Raw genomic sequence first — 22,479 nt, forward strand, 5'->3', positions numbered from 1 at the left:
CAGTCTTCACGCAAATTTCCCGGCGTCAAGCGGCACAGATAACCAAAACCCCACGAATCGGCAGTCCGACCCGCGCGAGCGCGCGGACCGATTCCCGAGCCGTCGCACCGGTTGTCAGCACGTCGTCGACTACCACCACCTCGGCGTTTTTCGGCATCCCCCACTCGGGGGCGCAGGCGGGTACAGTGGTCACCCGCCCACGGAGATTGTGTACCCGCTCACCGGGCGTCAAGCCGACCGAATCACGCACCCCGCGCCACACTCGCAACACTGATACCACCCGGCTATCGGGCAGCCACCTCGCGGCTGCGTGCGCCGTGCGCAGCATCGGATCTCCGCCTCGGCGCCGTGCCGCCGATGCTTTGCTTGGCGCGGGCACCAGTGCCAGCGGCCGATCCCACGACCGCAGCCGCGCGAGTCCGCCCGCGAGCGCGGCGCCGAGCGGCTCCGCGAGATCCCGGCGACGCTGCTCCTTGGCCGCGAGCACCGCGCGCCTGCCGGGCCCACGGTAGGGACCGAGCGCCCAGCACGGGACACCCGGATCCGTGCGTGGTCGCACCCGCACCGGCGGCGAGTCCAAGGCGGCCTCACAGCCGGCACACCACGCCGTCCCGGCCAGCCCGCACCCACCGCAGGCCGTCGGCAGAATCAGATCCAGCAGCGTCCCCATCGCCCGATTCTGCGCCAGGGCACCGACACCTTCGCCGAACGACGGCTGCGGCTGCGGCTGCGGCTGCGGCTGCGGCTGCGGCTGCGGCTGCGGCTGCGGCTGCGGCTGCGGCTGCGGCTGCGGCTGCGGCTGCGGCTGCGGCTGCGGCTGCGGCTGCGGCTGCGGCTGCGGCTGCGGCTGCGGCTGCGGCTGCGGCTGCGGAATACGATGGTCTGAAGGTGATTACGACGATCCAGCCGCAGTTCCAGAACCGTGGGTGCCAGCTACCGTCAGAACGATCGCCATCGCCGCGGTCGCGCCCTTGTCGATTCCGGTGCGGCGTTCGGTCGGTATCGTGCACACGCCACGCGGCTACGCGGAGGACTTGATCGATACCGGAGTGCGCTAACTCCGCGCACACTGCCGTGCGAGCGATCGGACAGCTGCCGATCAGCGCTCCCCGAACGACCGACCGCCATGGCGTTTCCGCCCGCCGACGGCTTGCCGTCCTCGACGACTCCGCGGTCACGTCAATGCCTCGACGACCTCGATGATCATGCGGCCCGCACCGCGACCAACGAATCACGGCGAGTCGGGGGGACCGAGCAGGGCGAAATCTCAGCCAGGCAGGACCGGAACCGCATTCGCGCCGAGACCGGGCACCTCGCGCCAGTACGGCTCACCGCCGTCCGGGTTGCTGGTCAGCTCGAGCACCGCACGTGAGTCCGCGACGTACTGGTGTTCCGGCGACGCGCTGACCTCTCGCACTGGTGGCGTCAGGTTCCGGCTGGTCTGTGGCATCGGCTGGGAACCGTCCACCGACACGGTGTTCACCGGATCGACGTTGCCCTCGCGAGCGATGATGATCGTGTCCATGGTGAGCCAGCTGAGCGACACAGCGCGGGTGCTCAGGGTGATCGCGACGGGCAGTGGCGCGGTAAGGGCGTAGTGGCCGTCTGGACGCCGTTCCACCACTGCCACATAGACTTTGCCGTCGGCGATCAGCGCCGCTCGGACGCCGGTGCGCGCGATCTGCAAGTCGGTGATCGGCGACCTCGGCGCGAAACCGGAGGACACCGTGGCCAGCGCCGAGGTGTCGACCTCCTGCACCGAGACCGTCGAGGTGGCTCGGTCGTTGATCGCGCGGATCACCCGCTCGCCGTCGACCACCGCCCACGCCGCGCTGCCGTCGGAGGTCCACGAAGGTCGGGTGATGGTCGAGCCCGTGGCCACCGGAAAGGCGTTGCCGCCGTAGGTGCCGACCATCAGAGCGCGGGGCTGCTCGGATCTTCCGGTCTCGGCCACCGCTGCCACCAGCTGACCATCTTGGGACAGCGCCGCCGACTGCAGGTTGTTCACCGCGCCGAAGTACCCCGGTGTCGGCGTGATGCCGCCGTTGTCCTGAAACTGCACCAGTCCGCCGCCGCGCAGCGCGTGCAGACCGACCTGGTTACGTGCGGATGTCGCGGGATTGAGCTGCTGCACGTCAGCGACGGTCCATCCGTTCGCGGCGAACCGGTCGTCCAGCGGTTTGCCGTCGGCGAGCAGGACATAGGGGCCGAGGATGTCGGCGCCGGACAACGTCAGAATCACCTGGGCGGCGAGCAACTCGCGATCGCGCGGGTTCAGGGCGGAGGCGCCGGCGAAGTCGATCTTGACGCCGCCGAGCCCGATGCCGACCCCGTCCGGGTCGCCGTTCGCCTTGGTGATCGGACCGCGGAGGCCGACCGGCCCGGCCAGCTCGTTGCGCAGGACCGGGGCGAGCGCGGGTTGGGTACCCTCGATCAGCAGGCTGAGCAGCTTCTGGGTCAGCTGAACCTTGGCCACCGAGATCCAGCGCAGATCCGGGACAACGGTGGTACCGGCGGGGTCGACGAAGTACAGCACGTAACGCCGATAGGACCTGGCGAACGCGGTGGAATCCATCACGACGCCGTCGGGCAGCTCGTCGATGCGCCACTCGCCATCGACCTTGGTCAGCTCGATCTTGTTCTCGACGAGGTCGTCACTGGCGCGGTACGCGCCGTCCGTGGCCAGCTCGCCGACCTTGCGCGCGCGGATCCGGTACGTCGCCTTATCGCCGGAGCGCGATTCACGCAGTGTGTCCGGCTTCTCCACGATCACGGTGCTCGCGGCGTCGTCCCACTGGGTCGACGCCGCGGGGGTCATGTACTGTCGCGCGGCCAGGTGGCGATTGGCCGGATCGGCAGTGGCCTGCAGAAAGTCACGCAGCAGCAGATCCGGATCGCGGTTGGCGATGGGCGGCGGCGGCCCCTCGGACGTGGGCTCCCGGTCGATCGTGCCCAGAGCCTGCGGCGCCGAGGACTCGGGCAGACTGGCGCATCCGGTCAGCGGCAATAGGATCGCGACCACGACCGCGACCAGCGTGGACAACCGCTGCCTACGCGCAGATCCGGCACGCATGCTCATGACTGTACGTCCCCGGACTTGCGCTCCGCCCCGCCCCCGGCCTGCGCCGACTCGGGCGCCTGCAATCCGTTCGAACCGGGCGCGGGCCGGTCACCGAATGCGGGCGACCCACCGGACACAGCCCCGGCACTCGACACCGACGAGACCCCGGACACCGTCCCGGCTTCCGACGCAGGCGTGTCACCGGACAGGGTATTCCCGTCGCCGCACGCAGGGATACCACCGGAAGCCGGCGCACCCCCAGCCGCCGACGCCGACGCCCCACCAGAAGCAGGCCCGTCTCCGGACTCGGATGTGCCACCGGACACCGGCCCGGCTCCGGACACGGGCGCCGCACCAGAAGCGGGCGCATTATCGGACGTGGGCCCGGCGCCAGCGCCACCCCCGCCACCAGGCACAGACGAAGTAGCACCATCCGATGCCGAAGCTCCACCAGAGGCAGGCGCGTCATCGGATACAGACGCAGGTGCTGTGTCGGAGGCGGTAGCCGCGGACGCTGATGCGCTCTCGCTCGTGGCGTCCGGATTCGCGGCAACGGGATCGGCGGGCGGCGCCGGCTCGACCACGCGCATCGATTTGCGGACAGGTTCCAGCGGCAGCGGACTCACGCCGAGTTTCTTCCCGCGCACCAGCGGCAGCGTGAGTCGGAAGGTGGCGCCGACGCCGACCTCGCCCCACGCCTCGAGCTTGCCCTCGTGCAGGTTCGCGTCCTCCACGCTGATCGACAGGCCGAGGCCGGTACCACCGGAACGGCGCATCCGGGACGGGTCCGAGCGCCAGAACCGGTTGAAGACCAGCTTCTCTTCGCCGGGTCGCAGGCCGATGCCCTGATCCCGTACGACGACTGCGACCGCGTTGGCGTCGGCGTCGCCGCGCATCCGGATCAGCACCGGCTTGCCCTCGCTGTGGTCGATCGCGTTGGCCAGCAGATTGCGCAACACCCTCTCCACCCGCCGCGGGTCGACCTCGGCGACCAGCGGCTCTTCCGGCATATCGGTGATCACCTCGACACCGGCGTCCTTGGCCAGGTGCCGCACGGTGGCGATCGCGGCCCGCGCGCACATCCGCACGTCGAGCGATTCGACCTGGAGTTCGGCGACGCCCGCGTCGTGGCGGCTGATCTCGAGCAGATCGTTGAGCAGGCCCTCGAACCGGTCCAGCTCGTTTACCAGCAACTCGGCGCTGCGGGCAAGGGCGGGATCGAGGTCGTCACTGCTGCCGTGGATCAGATCGGCAGCCATGCGCACCGTGGTGAGCGGCGTGCGCAGCTCGTGGCTGACGTCGGAGGTGAACCGGCGCTGCAGGTTGCCGAACTCCTCGAGCTGCGTGATCTGGTTGGACAGGCTTTCGGCCATCTCGTTGAACGCCTGGGCCAGCCGCGCCATATCGTCCTCGCCGCGCACCAGCATGCGTTCCTTGAGCCTGCCGTCGGCGAAACGACCCGCGATCCTGGCCGCGGAGCGGATCGGCAATACCACCTGCCTGGTCACCAGCGCGGTGATCGCGGCCAACAGCACCAGCAGCACGATGCCGCCGACGAGCATGGTGCCGCGCATCAGCGCGAGGCTGCGCTCCTCGTTGGCCAGCGGAAAGATCAGGTAGATCTCCAGCGTCGGGATGTCGGCGCTCGGACTGCCGATAATCAGCGCACGACCGCGGTAACCGTCCGGGTCGTCGACCGTGGCGAACTGGTAGCTGACCTGGTTGCGCTGCACGAACCGGCGCAGCTCGTCGGGCACCTCTTGGATCGGGCCGGTGGAGATCTGCTGCTGCGGCATGCCACCGATGATGGTCAGCGCCGAATCGAAAGTGCCTGCGGCACCGGTCGATTGGCCTGCGTCGCCGCGGTTGGACAGCGCGTTGCGCGCATCCTGCAAGCGCTGCTGCTGGGTGCCGATGTCGTGCACGCCGACCAGCTGGCTCTGCACCGTGTTGCGCGCCCGATCCATTTCCTCGACCGCCGCATTGATCTTGGCATCCAGCAGGCGGTCGGTGATCTGACTGGTCAACACCACGCCGAGGATCGTGATGACGATCAGTGACAGGGTCAGAGTCGACACGATGACGCGCAACTGCAGCGAGCGGCGCCAGAGGTGACCGAGGGCGCTGCCGACCGCTTGGAACCAAGCCACCACCGGTGCCATCGAAATCCGAAGACGTGCGATTACGCCATCGGTTTCTGAATTCCGGCCTCGGCGGGACCCTTCGTGGTCACGCAAGCTACCGCCTCCGGGCCCTGAACGCAGGCCGGATCACGGTGGTCCGGCCTTGTAGCCGACTCCACGGACGGTCAGCACGATCTCCGGATTTTCGGGATCCTTCTCGACCTTGGCGCGTAGCCGCTGCACGTGGACATTCACCAGACGGGTGTCGGCGGCGTGCCGGTAACCCCAAACCTGCTCGAGCAGGACCTCACGGGTGAACACCTGACGCGGCTTGCGGGCAAGCGCGACGAGCAGGTCGAACTCCAGCGGCGTGAGCGAGATCTGCGCGCCGCCGCGGCTGACCTTGTGCGCGGGCACATCGATCACGATATCCGCTATCGACAGCAGCTCGGCGGGCTCCTCCTCGGTGCGGCGCAGACGGGCCCGCACCCGGGCGACGAGTTCCTTCGGCTTGAACGGCTTGACAATGTAGTCATCGGCGCCCGACTCCAGACCGAGTACTACGTCGACCGTGTCGGTCTTGGCCGTGAGCATCACGATCGGAACCCCGGAATCGGCCCGCAGCACGCGGCACACATCGATGCCATTCATGCCGGGCAACATCAGGTCCAGCAGCACCAGATCCGGGCGGATCTCTCGAACCGCCGCAAGGGCCTGTGTGCCGTCGCCGACCACATGCGGGTCGAACCCTTCCCCGCGCAAGACGATCGTGAGCATCTCAGCGAGTGCCATATCGTCGTCGACGACCAGAATCTTCGGCTTCATAACTACTATGTTGTCATCTCCCAGGCCAGGATCGGGCCGCCACGCCAACACTGGTGTGAACCCACGGCACAACCAACCTTATCGACCAATGATTTCGGTGATCCGCGCGGTGAGCGTAGCCGGGTCGTCGTCGGATCGGTATGTCCACCATGGCCCGTGCCAGTCGCGTTCGGCCAGCTCACAGTACACCGCACCAGTTCGGTGCTGCAGACCGCGGTCGCGTTCGTAGGCGTCCAGCGCACGGGCGGCGTCGAGTTCGCCTCGCCTGCGGGCACGCTCGGCCGCGACCTCGGTCGGCACATCCAGCAACACCTGCAGCTCGGGCGCGGGAAGGTCGAACCTGACGAACTCCAATTCGCCAACCCAGTCGACGATTTCGTCGTCGGCCGACTGCCCGAGCCGGGCAGCGGAATACGCGGCGTTGGAGGCGACATAGCGGTCCAGAATCACAACGTCGTTGTCGGCCAACAGCTTCGACAACTCGTCGTGGGCGTCCGCGCGGTCCAGCGCGAACAGCAACGCCATGCCGCGGACCGAGTCCGCGAGATCGCCGTGCGCGCCGCGCAGCGCCTCGGCGGCCAGGTCGGCGTGGACCGAACGGTGGTATCGCGGGAAGGCCAACGCCTGCACCCGCAGGCCACGCTCGCGCAGATCGGCGACGACCCGGTCGATCAGCGTGCGCTTACCCGCGCCATCGAGGCCCTCGACGGCTATCAGCACTCCCATAGGTAGGCACGATACCCCGCCGCCTGTTTACCGCCGACACCGACTGAACAGGGCTGATACCGGGTCGACATGGCCGGACGCGGCTCGGGATCGACCACGCGGCGCCCGCCGACCGGACGGTCGACGGGCCACCCCGCGCCTATCGCTCAGTAGCGGTAGTGCTCCGGCTTGTACGGGCCTTCCACATCCACGCCGATGTACTCGGCCTGATCCTTGGAAAGCTTCGTCAGCTCGCCGCCCAGCGCCTCGACGTGGATGCGAGCGACCTTCTCGTCCAAGTACTTCGGAAGGCGGTAGACCTCGTTGTCATACTCCTCCGGCTTGGTCCACAACTCGATCTGCGCGATCACCTGGTTGGAGAAGCTGTTCGACATCACGAACGACGGATGTCCGGTCGCGTTGCCCAGGTTCAGCAGACGCCCCTCGGACAACACCAGGATCGACCTGCCCGACTGGAACGTCCACAGGTCGACCTGTGGCTTGATCGTCAACCTCGTTGCGCCGGAACGTTCCAGCGCTGCCATGTCGATCTCGTTGTCGAAGTGGCCGATGTTGCCGAGGATGGCCTGGTCCTTCATCGCCTTCATGTGCTCGAGGGTGATGATGTCCTTGTTACCGGTCGCGGTGATGACGATGTCGGCCTCGCCGATCGCCTTCTCCACGGTCACCACGTCGTAGCCGTCCATCAGCGCCTGCAGCGCGTTGATCGGGTCGATCTCGGTGACCTGCACTCGGGCGCCCTGTCCGGCAAGTGATTCCGCGCAGCCCTTACCGACATCGCCGTAGCCACAGATCAAAATCTTCTTGCCACCGATGAGCACGTCCGTACCGCGGTTGATGCCGTCGATCAGCGAGTGGCGAGTGCCGTACTTGTTGTCGAACTTGCTCTTGGTGACCGAGTCGTTGACGTTGATCGCCGGGAACACCAGTTCGCCCGCCGCCGCGAACTGGTAGAGCCGCAACACGCCGGTGGTGGTCTCCTCGGTGACGCCCTGGACCGAGTCGGCGATCGCGCTCCACTTGCCCTTGTCGGTCTCGAAGCGCTCACGCAGCAGGTTCAGGAATACCTTGTATTCGGCCGAGTGGTCCTCGTCCTCCGGCGGAACCACGCCCGCCTTCTCGAACTGCGCGCCGCGTAGCACGAGCATGGTGGCGTCACCGCCGTCGTCGAGGATCATGTTGGCGGGCTGGTCCGGCCACGTGAGCATCTGCTCGGCGGCCCACCAGTACTCCTCCAGGGTCTCGCCCTTCCAGGCGAACACCGGGGTGCCCTTGGGCTCGTCGACAGTGCCGTGCGGTCCGACGACGACCGCCGCCGCCGCATGGTCCTGGGTGGAGAAGATGTTGCACGAGGCCCAACGAACCTCGGCCCCGAGGCTGGTCAGTGTCTCGATCAGCACCGCTGTCTGCACGGTCATGTGCAGCGAGCCGGAGATGCGCGCGCCCTGCAGCGGCCGCACGTCGGCATACTCACGGCGCAGCGCCATCAGACCGGGCATCTCGTGTTCGGCGAGGCGGATCTCCTTGCGACCGAATTCGGCCAGCGACAAGTCCGCCACCTTGTAGTCGATGCCATTGCGGACATCGGCGGTCAAAGATGTTCGTGCGGGAAGTTCTGAGGTGGTCATCAGCCTCTCCTGATTCGGCAAGTACCGAGGCAAGGCTAGTCGCTGGCCGCCGGATACGGGCTAGGCGGTCACCCCGTGTGCCGACAGGATGCGGCGGCGCTTGCGCGGGTGAATGTTCGCCAGTGTGATATCGCCGCCGTAGTGGTCCAGAACGCGCCCGTCCATGATCCGGCGCCACAGCGGCGGTATGGCGGCGAGCACGATCATGGTGGCGTACCCCGCCGGCAGTTGCGGGGCTTGCTGGGAGCTGCGCAGCGTCTGGTAGCGGCGGCCGGGGTTGGCGTGGTGGTCGCTGTGGCGCTGCAGGTGGAACAGGAAGATGTTGGTGACCAGGTGGTCGCTGTTCCAGCTGTCTCGCGGCGAGCAGCGGGCGTAGAGCCCGTTCGGTCGCCGGGACCGCAGCAGGCCGTAATGCTCGACGTAGTTCACCGTCTCCAGCAAGGCGATGCCGATCACGGCCTGCAACGCGAGGTAGGGCAGCACCCGCGGGCCGAACGCCGCGATCAGGCCGCCGAACAGCACCAGGGTCATCGACCACGCCTGCAGGATGTGGTTATCCGCGTTCCACCAGCCCTTGCCCTTGCGGGCCAGGCGCTCGCGCTCCAGACCGATCGCCGAACGGAAGCTACCGGACACGCTGCGCGGCAGGAACTCCCACAGCGACTCACCGAGTCGGCCGCTGGCCGGATCCTCCGGAGTCGCCACCCGCGCGTGGTGCCCGCGGTTGTGCTCGACGAAGAAATGCCCGTATCCGGACTGAGCCAGGGCAATCTTGGCCAGCCAACGCTCCAGGTGCTCGACCCGGTGCCCGAGTTCGTGGGCGGCGTTGATGCCGATGCCACTGACGAGGCCGAGGGTGGCGGCCAGCCCGAGCTTGTCGACCACGTCCAACTCGTCACCGGCCCACATGTAACACGCGACCGCCAACCCGATCAGTTGGATCGGCAAGAACAGGTAGGTACACCACCGGTAGTACCGGTCGTTCGACAGCAACTCGTAGTCCTCGTCCCGCGGGTTGCTGCCGTCCTCGCCGATCAGCCAGTCCAGCACTGGGATCACGACCAGCACAATGATCGGCCCGATCCACCAGAAGACCACCGCGCCCGTGTGAAGCACGAGTTGCGATGGCAGCAATGCGGATGATGGCGCGATCAAGCCGAGAACCCACAGATGGCGTTTGGGATCGACCGACCCCGCCGGTTTGCCAACCGTTTGCACGTTTGCCCCGCTTAATAAGACCCTGACTTCGACGACGCATGAAGATAGTTGCAGACTTTACGTCTGTTACATGTGGCTGGACGGTTGAAACGTGGCAGAGATTACCTGCCTGGCAGACGGTTCTTGTGGAGGTTCACATGTGATGAGAATCACCGTCCTCGATCGCGACCCGGTTGCCGTGCCGATCGGCTCAGCTCTGTACCCGTGCCGCCAGGATCGCCTCGACGTATGGGGTGAGAAGCGCGCTCATCTCCTCGGGGGCGTCTCGTCCCGGGCCGGGCGGGGTGGGAATGTAGCTCAGCGCGATGCGGACCAGCGCGTGCGCGATAACGTCCGATTCGGTGGCCGTCGCCGCCACCCAACTGTGCTGGAACGCGAGCGAAAGCCGCTCCGTCGCGTGGTCGAGCAGCGGCCCGGCATCGAGGGTGATCAGCCGCAGCAGGTCCAGCTTCACCTCGCCCGCGAGCAGCGACCGCACCAGTGGGTCGGCAGCCGCGTCGAGGAAGAAGTTGCCCATCCCCTCGCGGAACGCGGCGCGGGCATCACCGACATTGCCGGTGATCGCCGCGTCGACGTGGTCGACCAGATCGTCGGCCAAGCGCAACGCATACGCTTGGGTGAGGCCGTTGCGCGAGCCGAACTCGTTGTAGAGCGTCTGCCTGCTCACTCCTGCCCTGGTCGCGACATCACCGAGCGTGATCTTGGACCAGTCACGCTCGGTGAGCAGCTCGCGCATCGCGTCCAGGACCGACGTACGCAGGAGCTCCCGTGCGGCCTCCTGGTAGGGAATCCTGGTTCCGTTGCGCGGCATACCCGCGACACTGTCACGGGCGCTTGCCGCAGTCAAAACCTCACGACCGCTCGATCTCGACCATGAAGAAGTCGGCTTTGGCGGCTCCGCAATCGGGGCAGGTCCAGTCGTCCGGAATGTCGTCCCAGCGGGTTCCCGGCACGATCCCGTCGTCCGGCCAACCCTTGGCCTCGTCGTATTCGAAGCCGCACTGGATGCATTGATAGAGTTTGTATTCGGGCCCACCCGTCTCCCGGCCGCCACCCCTCATCGAATCGCTCGGCGATGCTGTACTCATTTCCTAGCCCCTGTCTGCTCGAAGTCGATCTTCTCCCGCACGCCGCAATCGGGACAGCACCAATCGTCCGGCACCGCCTCCCACGGCGTGCCCGCCGGGAAACCCTCGTGCGGCGCCCCTTTCGCCTCGTCGAAGACATAGTCGCAGACGGGGCAGCGATAAGCGGTCATAACTCCACCTCGCCAGCGCTCGGCCCCCTCATAATCGCCATGGCGGCCGCGCCCGTCGCTCGCCTGCTGCGCTTACTCATGCCCCGACCACCTGTACGCCGCCGGTCGGGGCATCCGCGCCGTAGCGCGCGAGCACCTGGTCGCGCTTGCCCGGATGGATGTTGGCGCGCGTGATGTCGCCGCCGTAGTGCGCGAGCACCCGCTTGTCCATGACGCGGCGCCACAGCGGAGGGAAGTAGGCGAGCAAGATCATGCTGGCGTAACCGCTGGGCAGGTTCGGTGCGCCATCCCAACTGCGCAGCGTCTGGTAGCGCCGGGTCGGATAGGCGTGGTGATCGCTGTGCCGCTGCAAGTGGTAGAGGAAGATGTTGGTGACGAGGTGGTCGCTGTTCCAGCTGTGCACCGGACCGGGCCGCTCGTAGCGTCCGCCGGCCGTCCGCTGACGAACCAGGCCGTAGTGCTCGAGGTAGTTGACCGCCTCCAGCAAGCTGAAGCCGACGACAGCTTGCAGAACCAGGTATGGAAACAGCTCGATACCGAACACCGCCAGCAGCACCGCGTACAGTGCGGCCGACATCAGCCAGGCGCTGACAACCTCGTTCCGCGGACTCCACGGCTTCTTGCCCAGCCGCTCCAAACGAACCTTCTCCAGATGCCAGGACGACTTCAGGCTGCCCCACACGGTGCGTGGCAAGAACGCCCAGAAGGTCTCGCCGACACGGGAACTCGCCGGATCCTCCGGCGTCGCGACACGCACGTGGTGACCGCGGTTGTGCTCGATATAGAAATGCCCGTAGAACGACTGGGCCAGCGCGATGCGCGACAGCCACCGCTCCAGGCTCACCTTCTTGTGGCCGAGTTCGTGCGCGGTATTGATGCCGATACCGCCGATCATGCCGACCGTGATTGCCAGGCCGATCTTGTCCACCATGCGCAGCCCGCCATCGATTCCGAGCCAGCTCAGGTTGTCCGCGGTGATCAGGTAGGCCGCCATGAGTAACGCCGCGTATTGGAACGGCAGGTACAGGTAGGTGAGGTAGCGGTAGTACTTGTCGTTCTCCAGGTACTCCATCACCTCGTCGGGCGGGTTGTCGCCGTCCGGGCCGAAGAAGATATCGGCCAACGGGATCAGCACGTAGACCAGGATCGGCCCGAGCCAGAACGGCACCTGAGCCAGGCGGTGCCAGCCGAGTTCGTTCAACGCCCAGACGAGCGGGAGGCCGATCGTGAACAGGCCGGTCGGTGCGAACAACCCCCACAGCCACATATATCGCTTACGGTCACGCCAAGCCGGCAACTCGACCGGCTGTGCGGACAGTTCGGCGTCCGTCGACATCGTTGTCTCCATTCAAAGCGGCACATCAGGTGTGACGTGCGTTACTTCCAAAATGGACGGTATCGCATCATTTGTCGCTTGTCTATACAAATCAGACATTTTGTAAAGTAGTGGAATAATCCCCGTCCGCTGCTCATGGGAGCTCGGACGAGACGCAGGCAGCTGACGACCAGCTCCGCCCGTTGCGGTGCGGGCGTCAGGTGAGACACCCCGTAAGACGCTCCACCCCGCAAGCGCCCATCGGCACTGTGCGGGGTGGATGTCTGTGGCAGTGAACGGGTTGCGCGTCAACGCAGCATGACGTCGGCGTCGGCGGGCAGTGCGTCCACCGGCCACCAGCGCAGATCGGTGGACTCACTGCTGCGCACCGGTACCGCGCCGGCGGGCGCGGCGATCCGGAACAGCAGGTCCAGGTGCCTGGTCGGCACACCGAGCGAACAGGTGATCGGATGCGCCTGCGCGCCGTACAGCTCGGGCTCCAGCCGCAGGCCCGAGATGCCCGACTCCTCGGTCGCTTCGCGCAGTGCGGCGTCGGCGACCGTGGCGTCGCTTTCCTCACAGTGGCCACCGAGCTGAATCCACCGGCCCACCCGCGGATGCAGGGTGAGCAACACCTCTCGCTCGCCGCGGGAGAAGACCACGGCCGAAGCGGTGATATGGCCGGGTGCGTGTTCGCGTAGGCAGCCGCGTGGAGCAGAGCCGAGGAAAGCCAGCATCGCCTCGCGCAGCGATCGGTCGGAACTTGCTGTGGGACACCAGGATTCAAGCATCTCGGTGGCCGAGACATGGAGTGAGGCAGCGGTCATGACTCCACCTGGCCGGCGCTTGTCCCCCTCATGACCGAGCGACGCCCGGCCGTGCCCGTTGTTCGATCGTTCACGCCGAGCTGCGCTCGCAGACTCACAGCTCGACCAGGCCGTGGCCGGCACCGCGCACTGGCCGCGGGGCCAGCTCCTCCTGCGGATGACCGACGGCTATGGCGCCCAGAGGGTTCCAGTCGTCGGCCAAGCCGAGGATGTCACGGGTGACCTCCGGGGCGAAGATGGTCGACCCGATCCAGCAGCTGCCGATACCCTCGGTGGCCAAGGCGACGAGCAGGCCCTGCACCGCGGCGCCCACCGCGACCGTGAACATGGTGCGCTCGTTGGCGCGACGCCGCTCGTCCGGATAGTCGTGCGCGCCGTCGGGCACGCAGAACGGGATGATCACCTCGGGTGCGTCGAACAGGATGCGACCGCGGGCGATGCGGCGCTCGACGCGTTCCGGCGCGAGGCCGTCGGCGGTGAGATCGGCGCGCCACTTCTCGGCCATCGCCTCCAGCAACTGGGCACGCAAAGAAGGTTTGCGCAGCCAGACGAACCGCACCGGGCGGGTGTGGTGCGGGGCAGGCGCGGTCAGTGCGACAGACACCGCCGCACGGATGCGTTCGGGATCCACCGGGGTGTCGGCGAACTGGCGGATCGAGCGACGCAGCAGGATCGCCTCCCGCCGCCCCTGCTCGATCGCCTCCGCGGTGCCGAGCCAGAACAGGTCGTCGGTACCGCTGCGCAGCAGGTCGGCGGCGCCGGACCCGTCGTCGGTGACCGGAAACCCGCGCACCACGGCGACAGGAACGCCGCCGAGCTTGCCCTTCACCAGGTCCGCGGCGGCGGCCAGCTCGTCGGCCACCGCGACCTGGGTGACGTTCAGCTCATTGCCCTGGCCGTCTACAGCACCCGCGTAGTCGTGCAGCACCCGAAGCCCCGCGGCGCCGATCGCCGCGTCGGTCTGGCCATTGCGCCAGGCACGGCCCATGGTGTCGGTGACAACCACCGCGACCGTCACGCCCAGTCGCTCGGCCAGCGCCGTCCGCAGCGCCTTGGCGCTGCCGTCCGGATCGGTGGGGAGCAGGACGAGTTCGCCCTGCTCGACATTCGAGCCGTCGACCCCGGAGGCCGCCTGCACGATGCCGAGCTTGTTCTCGGTGATCAAGGTGCGGCCCTTGCGCGCGAGCACCCGCACCGCCTCTTGCTCGATGAGGCTGCGCCGGGCGCTGTCCCGTTCTTCGGGGTCCATCGGCGCCTCCACGACCCGGCCCTCGACCTTCGCGACGATCTTGCTGGTGACCACGAGCACGTCGCCGTCGGCCAGCCATGGTGCACACCGAGCAAGGTGTTCGGCCAGGTCGTCACCGGGCCGGAACTCCGGAAGGCCGGTGACGGGCAGGATGCGCAGCTCTACTGCCGCGTGGTCGGTGGATGTCGTCATGGCTTCACTCCCGCGAGATCCAGTGCCTGACGCACCATTTCGGCGGTGGCCGGCGGGTCGGTCATCAGCAAAGGCACGCTTCGCACCTCGACACCGGGCACGTCGGCGGTATCGGTGGTGTGGATCAGCCAGCCGTCCAGGATTCCGGTGGCCGATCGGGCGCCGTAGTAACGACCGATCGCCTCGGCCGTGGTGTCCACCCCGATCACCGACAGGCACTCGTCGGCCATACCGCGCAACGGCTTTCCGTCGATCACACCGGACACGCCGATCACCTTGGCCTCGGTCGTGCGCAGGGCACCCCGAATACCCGGCACGGCGAGGATGGCTCCGATGCTCACGACCGGGTTCGACGGAGCGAGGAGCACCGCATCGGCGGACGTTATGATCTCTGTCACATTTGGCGCTGGTTTGGCGTCATCGGCGCCAATTGTGGCGAATCCATGGGTGTCGATGTTCGCCCGGTAGCGGACCCACCACTCTTGGAAATGGATCGCGCGCCGTTCGCCAGGATTGTCCGGGTCGGTCACAACGACATGCGTTTCGCAGCGATCATCGGTTGCCGGGAGGAGTTTCACGCCGGGTCGCCAGCGGTTGCACAGCGCCTCGGTGACCGCGGAGAGTGGGTATCCGGCGCGCAACATTTCGGTTCGGATCAGGTGCGTGGCGATATCACGGTCCCCCAAGCCGAACCAGTCGGGTTGGGCATGATATTTCGCAAGTTCCTCCTTGGCGTGCCAGGTCTCGCCGACGCGGCCCCAGCCGCGCTCGATATCAATGCCTCCGCCTAGGGTGTACATGCAGGTATCGAGGTCGGGGCAGATCCGTAGACCATGCATCCAGATGTCGTCACCGACGTTCACGATCGCGGAAACATCAGCCTCGGGCAGCAGTTCGCGGACGCCCTGGAGAAAACGCGCCCCACCGACACCGCCGACCAGGACGGCGATCCGGGGCCCGCTCCCGGGTACGGCGTCCACTTGTTGTCCAGTCACATCCGCACAGCCTATGCGGTAACCCGATGGCGACGACTCGCGGTAAATTTGCTATCTATTTGCTAACGTACGTGACAAGATCAATTCGGAATGCGGCTGCGGATAGTAACGGAATAGCGTCGGCGGCTTGACCATCGACACGTCCGGCGTGTCTAATCACAGTCATGTCATTCCGGGTTCGCGCGAGAGCCCAAGGCGCGAACGACTTTTCGAACAGATGTTCGGGTGAATGACAGGCTCGGGGACGTCCGCGGGACAACGTCGCGGGGTATGGCCGTCGGCGTGCGTGTTGGTCCGACGGAACGAATCATTCTGCGCTAACACACAGTGAGGAGGCGGAGCGATGGCCAACGAGATGGTCTCGCCGACCGATTCCACAGCAGGCGCAGCACGTGGCGTCTGCGCAGACAACGGCTGGAAGGACGAAGAGGGGGGTGACGGAGTCTCGGCACCCCGGCTCAGCCTGGTCGTGACCGGCTTCGACGAGATGTTCGAATCCATCGAAGAGCAGTGGCAGGAGCGTGCCCTGTGCGCGCAGACCGATCCGGAGGCGTTCTTCCCCGAGAAGGGCGGCTCGACCCGTGAGGCGAAACGGATCTGCATGGGCTGCGAAGTACGTGACGAGTGCCTGGAGTACGCACTCGCGCACGATGAGCGCTTCGGCATCTGGGGCGGGCTCTCCGAGCGGGAGCGGCGCCGCCTCAAGCGCGGCATCAGCTGAGACGTACGCGAGGCCCGGAGTTGCCCACCTCCACCAGGGCGACTCCGGGAACACGCGAGGACAGCCGATCCCGCACCCGGCCATCGATGCACGGCAGTACCGCCACCCCCCTCGCCGACGCGCGCTCATCGACACGACGAGACCGTCACGCCGCCTCGATGAGCGCGGCCGGAATCGACTGGCCTAGATTTTGTGTCATGGCACGTTCCCGTAAGCGTCGACCGCCGACCGCCCGGTCGGTGATCCGACGTGGCCGAGGAGTGCGCGGGCCGATGCTGCCACCCACGGTGCCGGCCTGGCGGACCCGCGGCCAAAAGTTCGACCGGCTGGTGCTGGAGGCGTTCGCCCCACTGGACACCCGCTGGCACGACCGGCTCACCAAACTCGACATCGCCGTCGACGATGTGCCGAAAATCCGTCCGCTGCATCCCGATTCGGTTACCTGGCCGGACGAGGTCGTCGCGGACGGACCGGTCCCGCTGTCCCGGCTCATCCCGGCCGGTGTCGACCGGCACGGCGCGGCGACCCGGGCGCGGGTCGTGCTGTTCCGCAAGCCGCTCGAGCTGCGGGCCAGCGATCCCGACGACCTGGTCGACCTGCTGCGCGAGGTCCTGGTCCAGCAAGTCGCGACCTACCTCGGCGTCGACCCGGACGTGATCGATCCAGAAGCCGAGTGATCCGCACCCATCCAGACGGGTCAGCTCCTCGAATGCCGTTGTGGGGCGAGTGGAACCGATACCACAGGTACGTGGGCTGGATACCCGGAATCTCCCTTGCAGAAGACACACCGTCGGACGCGCCACACGCGCCTCTTGCGGAACGTCGTGCCGCCCGCATTCTGCTGATAGCAGACTGAGATTCGTCAAGCGTGTCTGTCCCCATCGACGCGCCAGGAGCGTTACTCTCATCGGCGTGATCCCCATGCGTCGTTGCTGCCGACCAGGCTGCAAGAACCCGGCCGTCGCGACGCTCACCTATGTGTACTCGGATTCGACAGCGGTGGTCGGACCACTCGCGACAGTCGCCGAACCGCACTCCTGGGATCTCTGCGAAACACACGGCTCACGGATCACCGCCCCGAAGGGCTGGGAACTGGTTCGGCACGAAGGCGGATTCTCCTCGAGCACCCCGGACGACGATGACCTCACCGCGCTCGCCGAAGCGGTCCGCGAGGCCGGACTGCGCCGCCGCCCGCCGGAACCCGACCAGCGCGGCTACCACGACTACGCTCCCCCTCCGCCGCGCACCACACGCACCGGTCGCCGCGGCCATCTGCGTGTCCTCCCTGATCCGCCGTCCTGACCCGGACCAGGACGGTGTCGGACCGACCGGTGGCAACCACTAGGGTGTTGGGCATGACAGTCCCCCGCTCTGCCGAATTCGTGAACGCGGTGATCAAGGCTTACGACGTTCGCGGCGTGGTCGGTGAACAGATCGATGCGGAATTCGTCAGGGATGTCGGGGCCTCGTTCGCCCGGTCGATGCGCGTGGAGGGCGCGATCCAGGTCGTCATCGGACACGACATGCGGGACTCCTCACCTGAGCTGTCGACCGCCTTCGCCGACGGTGTGCTCGGCCAGGGGCTGGACGTCGTGCACATCGGCCTCGCATCGACCGACCAGCTGTATTTCGCCTCCGGCCACCTGGACTGTCCCGGGGCCATGTTCACCGCCAGCCACAATCCGGCCCGCTACAACGGCATCAAGCTGTGCCGGGCCAAGGCCCTCCCGGTCGGGCAGGACACCGGCCTCGCCACCATCAAAGACGAGCTGATCGAGGGCGTGCCCAGCTACGAAGGAGCGCGCGGCGCCGCGACCGAACTCGACCTGCTCGCCGACTACGCGAACTTCTTGCGCGGCCTCGTCGATCTCGGCGACATCCGTCCCCTCACCATCGCGGTGGACGCGGGCAATGGCATGGGCGGCCACACCGTGCCCCAAGTGCTCGGCACGCTACCGCGGGTGACCGTCGTGCCACTGTACTTCGAGCTGGACGGCAGCTTCCCGAACCACGAAGCCAACCCGCTGGATCCGGCGAACCTGGTGGACTTGCAGAAGCTGGTCCGCACATCCGGCGCGGACATCGGCCTCGCCTTCGACGGCGACGCCGACCGCTGCTTCGTAGTGGACGAGAACGGCGACTCGGTATCGCCGTCGTCGATCACCGCCCTGGTCGCCGAGCGAGAGCTGGCCAAGGAGCCGGGCGCGGTGATCATCCACAACCTGATCACCTCACGCGCGGTGCCGGAACTGGTACACGAGCTGGGCGGAACGCCGGTGCGCACCAGGGTCGGTCATTCGTTCATCAAGCAGCAAATGGCCGCCACCGGTGCCGTGTTCGGCGGCGAGCACTCCGCGCACTACTACTTCCGCGACTTCTGGGGCGCGGACTCCGGCATGCTCGCGGCCCTGCACGTCCTCGCCGCACTCGGCGAGAAGGACCGGCCGGTGTCGAACCTGATGTCGTCGTACGCAACGTATGCGACCTCCGGAGAGATCAATTCCACCGTGGCCGATTCGAAGGAGCGGACGATGGCCGTAGTGGAGGCTTTCGCGGACCGGGCGCACTCGGTGGACCGGCTGGACGGGGTGACCGTGCAGCTGGCCGACGACGCCTGGTTCAACCTGCGCGCGTCGAACACCGAGCCGTTGCTCCGGCTCAACGTCGAGGCCCGATCGGCGGAGGAAGTAGACGTACTCGTAACCGAGATCCTGAGCATCGTCCGCTCCTGACTGGAATAGTGGAATCACAGGCCTTGGATTCGCCCGACTCGGTCTCGGTGTGGCAGCTGAACCGGGTGGGCGCGGGGGCGGAAACGACACAGCGCGATGAGGGGAGGTGGGACGCCCGATGATCGCTGGAACACCGGTGCTCGACCTCGACGATGCCGCTTCACTCGAGGCGGCCGATACCGAAGGCGCCCTGCGCTCGGCCGCCTCGGGCGGCGCCCAGGTGCGCGCCACCGCGGCGGCAGTAGGTGAGGATGTGCTGGCCCGCCTTGCTGACCTGAGACCACGCAGCGTAGTGCTGGTTGCCGGTTCCGGGCGCGCGGCGCGTGCCGCGAGCCTGCTGGTCGCCGCTCTGGGCGATCGCACAGGCCTACCCGTTGTGCCCGCGACCGCCCTACCACCCTGGGTCGGACCGCTGGACGTCGTGCTCGTCTCCGGGGATGATGCGGGCGATCCGCGTCTGATCGACGCCGTCGACCGGGCGTTGCGCCGCGGTGCCGAGGTGGTCGTCGCCGCGCCACACGAGGGCCCGCTGCGCGCCGCCGCGGCCGGTCGGGCCGCGTTGCTGGAACCGAGGGTGCAGGTGCTCGATCACAACCGCCTGCTGCGCTTCCTGGCCGCCGGAATCGCGGTACTGCGTGCGGTCGACCCGCTCCGTGCCGGTGCCGCCGTCCCCGATCTCACAGAGCTGGCCGACGTCCTCGACGCGGAGGCGCTGTGCGACGGCCCACAAAACGAGATCTTCCACAACCCGGCCAAGACGCTGGCCGCACGAATGCAGCAGCGCGGCATCGTGCTCGCGGGCGACTCGCCGGCCGCGGCCGAACTCGCCGAGCACGGCGCCGAGGTGCTGCTGCAGTCCGCCGGCCGGGTGTGCGCGGCGGTGGATCTCGCCGAGGCCGTCGCGGCGAAGGGCCGAATGGCCGAGGCGGCAGGGGGATCCGCGCCCAACTTCGATCCGCTGTTCCATGACGAGGAGCTCGACGGGCCCGCGCCGGTGGAGCGCATCCGAGTGTTCATGCTCAGCACCGATCGCGATCAGGCGGCCGCGCGCCGCCGTATCGCGGTGTTCGGCGGCGCAGCGTCGAGCCCGGTGGACGCCGATCTGGTCACTGCCGACGTCGATCTGCTGCGCACCGACCTGACTGATCCATCCGCGCCCGCGCAGGGCCCTTCCGAGGAGTCGGCATCCGGGCACGGCACCGAACTCGAACAGCTCGCCGTGCTCGCGTTGCGACTGGAAATGGCCGCCGCCTACCTAGGGCTGATCGGGTCTCGCCCCGCCGCGGCCGACAGCCAGGGGCAGTACGGGGGAAGCTACTAGTGCACGAACTCGTCGGTGCGCTGCGCTCGTATGCTTGGGGATCGCGCACCGCGCTCGCTCAGCTGTGCGGACGGCCGGTTCCTTCCGCGCACCCGGAGGCCGAACTCTGGTTCGGCGCCCATCCCGCCGACCCCGCGCAGGTGCGGATCGGTGACCACACCATCTCGCTGCTCGAGCTCGTCGCAGCCGATCCGGATCGAGAATTGGGGATCGCCGCACCGGAATTCGGCGGGAAGCTACCGTTCCTGTTGAAGGTCCTTGCCGCCGAGGAGCCGCTGTCGCTGCAGGCGCACCCAAGCATGGCGCAGGCCGTGACCGGATTCGAACGGGAGAACCGCGCGCGGGTGCCGTTGGACTCGCCGATGCGCAACTACCGCGACGAGAACCACAAGCCCGAACTGGTCGTCGCGCTGGACCGGTTCGAGGCGCTGGCCGGATTCCGTAACCCGGACCGCACGGTCGAGCTGTTGCGCGCGCTGCGCGTAGACGGGCTCGACTCCTACGCCGACCTGCTTGCCGCACAACCGGATTCGGCGGGTCTGCGCACCCTGTTCACCACGTGGATCACGCTGCCGCATCATGTGCTCGCCACACTGCTGCCCGCTGTGCTGGACGGCTGCGTGCGCTACCTGTCCGGTAAGGGCAAGCGCGCATTCGTCCCCGAGGCCCGCACCGCGCTCGAACTCGCCGAGGCCTACCCCGGCGACGCGGGCGTGCTCGCTGCACTGCTGCTGAACCGGTTGACATTGGAACCGGGTCAGGGTCTGTTCCTCGCGGCCGGGAACTTACACGCCTACCTTCGTGGGCTCGGCGTGGAGATCATGGCCAACTCCGACAATGTACTGCGCGGCGGTCTCACGCCCAAGCACGTAGACGTGCCGGAACTATTACGGGTGCTGGACTTCGAGCCGATCGACCTGCCCGTCGTGCTGCCGGAACCGGCAGGCGACGGGTCGGTGCGCTACCGGACGCCCGCACCGGAGTTCGCGCTGCGGCGCTTCGACCTCGTCGCAGGCTCCGCGCGGGTACCGCTGACCGCGGCGGGTCCGGGCATCGTGCTGTGCACGGCGGGCGCGGTGCGACTGTTCCAGAACGGCTCCCTGCTCGAGCTCGAGCGTGGCGCCGCCGCGTGGATCTCCGCGACCGACACCGACATCCGCGCCCAGGCGGTGAACGGCAATGCCCAGCTGTTCTGCGCGTGTGTGGGCGGAACCAATTGACCGATCCGAATTATCCGGTCCGGCTGGCTTAGGCGTACCTCCGCATGCGCTGCGGCCATGCGCGGGCTGACGACGGCCTACGTCCGACTGCGCCATTAGGCTGTTCGCGGATAGGTCGAAAACAGAGAGGACATGCTTCCATGTCGGCTGGTGGTGGCAAGAAAGCGATTATCGCTGCGTTGACGGCGAACGCGGGGATCGCCGTGGCGAAGTTCGTCGGTGCGGCGATCACCGGCTCCGGCTCGATGCTCGCCGAGGCCGTGCACTCCGTGGCCGACACCGGCAACCAGGGACTTCTGCTGCTCGGTCAGCGCCGCGCCGAGCGTGAGGCCGACGCCCTGCACCCGTTCGGGTACGCGCGCAATCGCTACTTCTATTCGTTCATCGTGGCGCTGGTGCTGTTCACGCTCGGCTCCGGATACGCGATCTACGAGGGCATCCACAAGATCCAGCATCCGGAGGAGCTGAGTTCGCCGCTCGTGGCGATCGTTATCTTGGTGATCGCGATCGGGCTGGAGTCCTACAGCTTCATGACCGCGATACGGGAATCCGAGCCGCTCAAGGGTGATGCGAGCTGGTGGCGGTTCATCCGCAATTCGCGCAGCCCCGAACTTCCGGTTGTTCTGCTCGAGGACACCGGCGCGCTGGTCGGTCTGCTTCTCGCGTTCGCGGGCGTCGGCCTGACCATGCTCACCGACGATGCGGTCTGGGACGGCGTCGGCACCCTGGCCATCGGTGGGCTGCTCGGCGTGATCGCGATCGTGCTCATCGTGGAGATGCAGAGCCTGCTGATCGGCGAGGGCGCGACGCCCGACGAGGACCGGCTGATCCGCGAGAACCTCATCGACGGCACCCGCATCGACCGGTTGATCCACCTCAAGACCCAGTACCTCGGCCCCGACGAGCTGCTGGTGGCCGCGAAGATCGGCGTGGTTCCCGGCCTCGATGTCGCCGCCATCGCCACCGCGATCGACGACGCCGAATCCCGCGTGCGCGCCGCCGTTCCCGCCGCCCGCGTCATCTACCTCGAACCCGACCTCTACCGCACCGAACTCGCCAAGGGATAGA

At 67.3% G+C, this 22,479-nt stretch carries 21 protein-coding genes and 1 pseudogene; 8 read left to right on the top strand and 14 right to left on the bottom strand.

All coding sequences use genetic code 11. From position 1 onward, the window contains the following. Nucleotides 1-25: 25 nt before the first annotated feature. The gene (locus OH799_RS17805) at nucleotides 26-670 is read right to left on the bottom strand and encodes a ComF family protein (protein ID WP_406265156.1); all 645 of its coding nucleotides are present in this window, start codon (nucleotides 668-670) and stop codon (nucleotides 26-28) included. Nucleotides 671-926: 256 nt separating this feature from the next. On the opposite strand from OH799_RS17805, the gene OH799_RS17810 reads away from it, so the two are divergent. Then, on the top strand, nucleotides 927-1,058 hold the full coding sequence (locus OH799_RS17810; protein ID WP_406265159.1) for a hypothetical protein: 132 nt from the start codon (nucleotides 927-929) through the stop codon (nucleotides 1,056-1,058). Nucleotides 1,059-1,267: 209 nt separating this feature from the next. On the opposite strand, the gene lpqB is transcribed toward OH799_RS17810, so the two are convergent. From lpqB to cofD, 13 genes and pseudogenes are all read right to left on the bottom strand, one after another. After that, nucleotides 1,268-3,079: an MtrAB system accessory lipoprotein LpqB gene (gene lpqB / locus OH799_RS17815; protein WP_406265162.1), complete on the bottom strand. Its 1,812-nt coding sequence runs from the start codon at nucleotides 3,077-3,079 to the stop codon at nucleotides 1,268-1,270. 577 nt (nucleotides 3,080-3,656) lie between these two features. After that, nucleotides 3,657-5,223: pseudogene (gene mtrB / locus OH799_RS17820) on the bottom strand (MtrAB system histidine kinase MtrB); the annotation flags it as partial. A gap of 108 nt (nucleotides 5,224-5,331) precedes the next feature. After that, on the bottom strand, nucleotides 5,332-6,009 hold the full coding sequence (mtrA, locus tag OH799_RS17825) for an MtrAB system response regulator MtrA (protein WP_039800350.1): 678 nt from the start codon (nucleotides 6,007-6,009) through the stop codon (nucleotides 5,332-5,334). Nucleotides 6,010-6,087: 78 nt separating this feature from the next. Beyond that, nucleotides 6,088-6,735 carry a dTMP kinase gene (locus OH799_RS17830; RefSeq protein WP_406265165.1) on the bottom strand — a complete coding sequence of 216 codons (648 nt, stop codon included), beginning with the start codon at nucleotides 6,733-6,735 and terminating at the stop codon, nucleotides 6,088-6,090. A gap of 146 nt (nucleotides 6,736-6,881) precedes the next feature. Then, nucleotides 6,882-8,363, bottom strand: a complete 1,482-nt coding sequence (ahcY, locus tag OH799_RS17835; RefSeq protein WP_406265168.1) for an adenosylhomocysteinase — start codon at nucleotides 8,361-8,363, stop codon at nucleotides 6,882-6,884. Nucleotides 8,364-8,423: 60 nt separating this feature from the next. Beyond that, nucleotides 8,424-9,581: an alkane 1-monooxygenase gene (locus OH799_RS17840; RefSeq protein ID WP_406265171.1), complete on the bottom strand. Its 1,158-nt coding sequence runs from the start codon at nucleotides 9,579-9,581 to the stop codon at nucleotides 8,424-8,426. 190 nt (nucleotides 9,582-9,771) lie between these two features. Beyond that, a complete protein-coding gene (locus OH799_RS17845) occupies nucleotides 9,772-10,392 on the bottom strand; it encodes a TetR/AcrR family transcriptional regulator (RefSeq protein ID WP_406265174.1) in 621 nt (206 codons plus the stop codon). Nucleotides 10,393-10,432: 40 nt separating this feature from the next. After that, entirely contained in the window at nucleotides 10,433-10,642 is a 210-nt protein-coding gene (locus OH799_RS17850; RefSeq protein WP_406282226.1) for a rubredoxin, read from the bottom strand. Between the two features lie 23 nt (nucleotides 10,643-10,665). Further along, complete coding sequence (locus tag OH799_RS17855) at nucleotides 10,666-10,839, bottom strand: rubredoxin (protein WP_357267015.1); 174 nt, start codon at nucleotides 10,837-10,839, stop codon at nucleotides 10,666-10,668. Nucleotides 10,840-10,915: 76 nt separating this feature from the next. Then, nucleotides 10,916-12,175 (bottom strand): alkane 1-monooxygenase, encoded by a 1,260-nt coding sequence (locus OH799_RS17860; protein ID WP_406265177.1) that lies wholly within the window; start codon nucleotides 12,173-12,175, stop codon nucleotides 10,916-10,918. A 287-nt stretch (nucleotides 12,176-12,462) separates the two neighbouring features. Next, nucleotides 12,463-12,981, bottom strand: a complete 519-nt coding sequence (locus OH799_RS17865) for an NUDIX hydrolase (protein WP_406265180.1) — start codon at nucleotides 12,979-12,981, stop codon at nucleotides 12,463-12,465. Nucleotides 12,982-13,075: 94 nt separating this feature from the next. Then, nucleotides 13,076-14,422: a coenzyme F420-0:L-glutamate ligase gene (locus OH799_RS17870; protein ID WP_406265183.1), complete on the bottom strand. Its 1,347-nt coding sequence runs from the start codon at nucleotides 14,420-14,422 to the stop codon at nucleotides 13,076-13,078. After that, complete coding sequence (gene cofD / locus OH799_RS17875) at nucleotides 14,419-15,417, bottom strand: 2-phospho-L-lactate transferase (protein ID WP_406265186.1); 999 nt, start codon at nucleotides 15,415-15,417, stop codon at nucleotides 14,419-14,421. Before cofD ends, OH799_RS17870 begins: the two co-directional genes overlap by 4 nt. 487 nt (nucleotides 15,418-15,904) lie before the next feature. On the opposite strand from cofD, the gene OH799_RS17880 reads away from it, so the two are divergent. The 7 genes from OH799_RS17880 to OH799_RS17910 all read left to right on the top strand — a co-directional run bounded on the left by OH799_RS17880 (nucleotide 15,905) and on the right by OH799_RS17910 (nucleotide 22,478). Further along, on the top strand, nucleotides 15,905-16,138 hold the full coding sequence (locus OH799_RS17880; protein WP_041561325.1) for a WhiB family transcriptional regulator: 234 nt from the start codon (nucleotides 15,905-15,907) through the stop codon (nucleotides 16,136-16,138). 197 nt (nucleotides 16,139-16,335) lie between these two features. Next, nucleotides 16,336-16,815, top strand: coding sequence for a metallopeptidase family protein (locus tag OH799_RS17885; protein WP_167477524.1), 480 nt, complete (start codon nucleotides 16,336-16,338; stop codon nucleotides 16,813-16,815). A gap of 244 nt (nucleotides 16,816-17,059) precedes the next feature. Beyond that, complete coding sequence (locus OH799_RS17890; protein ID WP_406282229.1) at nucleotides 17,060-17,440, top strand: DUF3499 domain-containing protein; 381 nt, start codon at nucleotides 17,060-17,062, stop codon at nucleotides 17,438-17,440. A gap of 53 nt (nucleotides 17,441-17,493) precedes the next feature. Further along, nucleotides 17,494-18,870 carry a phosphomannomutase/phosphoglucomutase gene (locus OH799_RS17895; RefSeq protein ID WP_406265190.1) on the top strand — a complete coding sequence of 459 codons (1,377 nt, stop codon included), beginning with the start codon at nucleotides 17,494-17,496 and terminating at the stop codon, nucleotides 18,868-18,870. Nucleotides 18,871-18,988: 118 nt separating this feature from the next. Continuing rightward, on the top strand, nucleotides 18,989-20,191 hold the full coding sequence (locus tag OH799_RS17900) for a tobH protein (RefSeq protein WP_406265193.1): 1,203 nt from the start codon (nucleotides 18,989-18,991) through the stop codon (nucleotides 20,189-20,191). Continuing rightward, on the top strand, nucleotides 20,191-21,411 hold the full coding sequence (gene manA / locus OH799_RS17905; protein ID WP_406265195.1) for a mannose-6-phosphate isomerase, class I: 1,221 nt from the start codon (nucleotides 20,191-20,193) through the stop codon (nucleotides 21,409-21,411). Before OH799_RS17900 ends, manA begins: the two co-directional genes overlap by 1 nt. A 140-nt stretch (nucleotides 21,412-21,551) precedes the next feature. Next, nucleotides 21,552-22,478 carry a cation diffusion facilitator family transporter gene (locus OH799_RS17910; RefSeq protein WP_406265198.1) on the top strand — a complete coding sequence of 309 codons (927 nt, stop codon included), beginning with the start codon at nucleotides 21,552-21,554 and terminating at the stop codon, nucleotides 22,476-22,478. The last annotated feature ends 1 nt before the right edge of the window (nucleotide 22,479 follow it).

The sequence above is a fragment of the Nocardia sp. NBC_00881 genome, from assembly GCF_045207455.1.
GTDB lineage: Bacteria > Actinomycetota > Actinomycetes > Mycobacteriales > Mycobacteriaceae > Nocardia.

Coding starts and splice junctions, on each gene's coding strand:
- ahcY (WP_406265168.1), bottom strand. CDS start 8,363: ATGACCACCTCAGAACTTCCCGCACGAACATCTTTGACCGCCGATGTC.
- OH799_RS17910 (WP_406265198.1), top strand. CDS start 21,552: ATGTCGGCTGGTGGTGGCAAGAAAGCGATTATCGCTGCGTTGACGGCG.
- lpqB (WP_406265162.1), bottom strand. CDS start 3,079: ATGAGCATGCGTGCCGGATCTGCGCGTAGGCAGCGGTTGTCCACGCTG.
- OH799_RS17865 (WP_406265180.1), bottom strand. CDS start 12,981: ATGACCGCTGCCTCACTCCATGTCTCGGCCACCGAGATGCTTGAATCC.
- OH799_RS17830 (WP_406265165.1), bottom strand. CDS start 6,735: ATGGGAGTGCTGATAGCCGTCGAGGGCCTCGATGGCGCGGGTAAGCGC.
- OH799_RS17860 (WP_406265177.1), bottom strand. CDS start 12,175: ATGTCGACGGACGCCGAACTGTCCGCACAGCCGGTCGAGTTGCCGGCT.
- OH799_RS17900 (WP_406265193.1), top strand. CDS start 18,989: ATGATCGCTGGAACACCGGTGCTCGACCTCGACGATGCCGCTTCACTC.
- OH799_RS17870 (WP_406265183.1), bottom strand. CDS start 14,422: ATGACGACATCCACCGACCACGCGGCAGTAGAGCTGCGCATCCTGCCC.
- OH799_RS17890 (WP_406282229.1), top strand. CDS start 17,060: ATGCGTCGTTGCTGCCGACCAGGCTGCAAGAACCCGGCCGTCGCGACG.
- OH799_RS17895 (WP_406265190.1), top strand. CDS start 17,494: ATGACAGTCCCCCGCTCTGCCGAATTCGTGAACGCGGTGATCAAGGCT.
- OH799_RS17880 (WP_041561325.1), top strand. CDS start 15,905: ATGTTCGAATCCATCGAAGAGCAGTGGCAGGAGCGTGCCCTGTGCGCG.
- OH799_RS17850 (WP_406282226.1), bottom strand. CDS start 10,642: ATGAGGGGTGGCGGCCGGGAGACGGGTGGGCCCGAATACAAACTCTAT.
- OH799_RS17845 (WP_406265174.1), bottom strand. CDS start 10,392: ATGCCGCGCAACGGAACCAGGATTCCCTACCAGGAGGCCGCACGGGAG.
- OH799_RS17885 (WP_167477524.1), top strand. CDS start 16,336: ATGGCACGTTCCCGTAAGCGTCGACCGCCGACCGCCCGGTCGGTGATC.
- OH799_RS17805 (WP_406265156.1), bottom strand. CDS start 670: ATGGGGACGCTGCTGGATCTGATTCTGCCGACGGCCTGCGGTGGGTGC.
- mtrA (WP_039800350.1), bottom strand. CDS start 6,009: ATGAAGCCGAAGATTCTGGTCGTCGACGACGATATGGCACTCGCTGAG.
- OH799_RS17855 (WP_357267015.1), bottom strand. CDS start 10,839: ATGACCGCTTATCGCTGCCCCGTCTGCGACTATGTCTTCGACGAGGCG.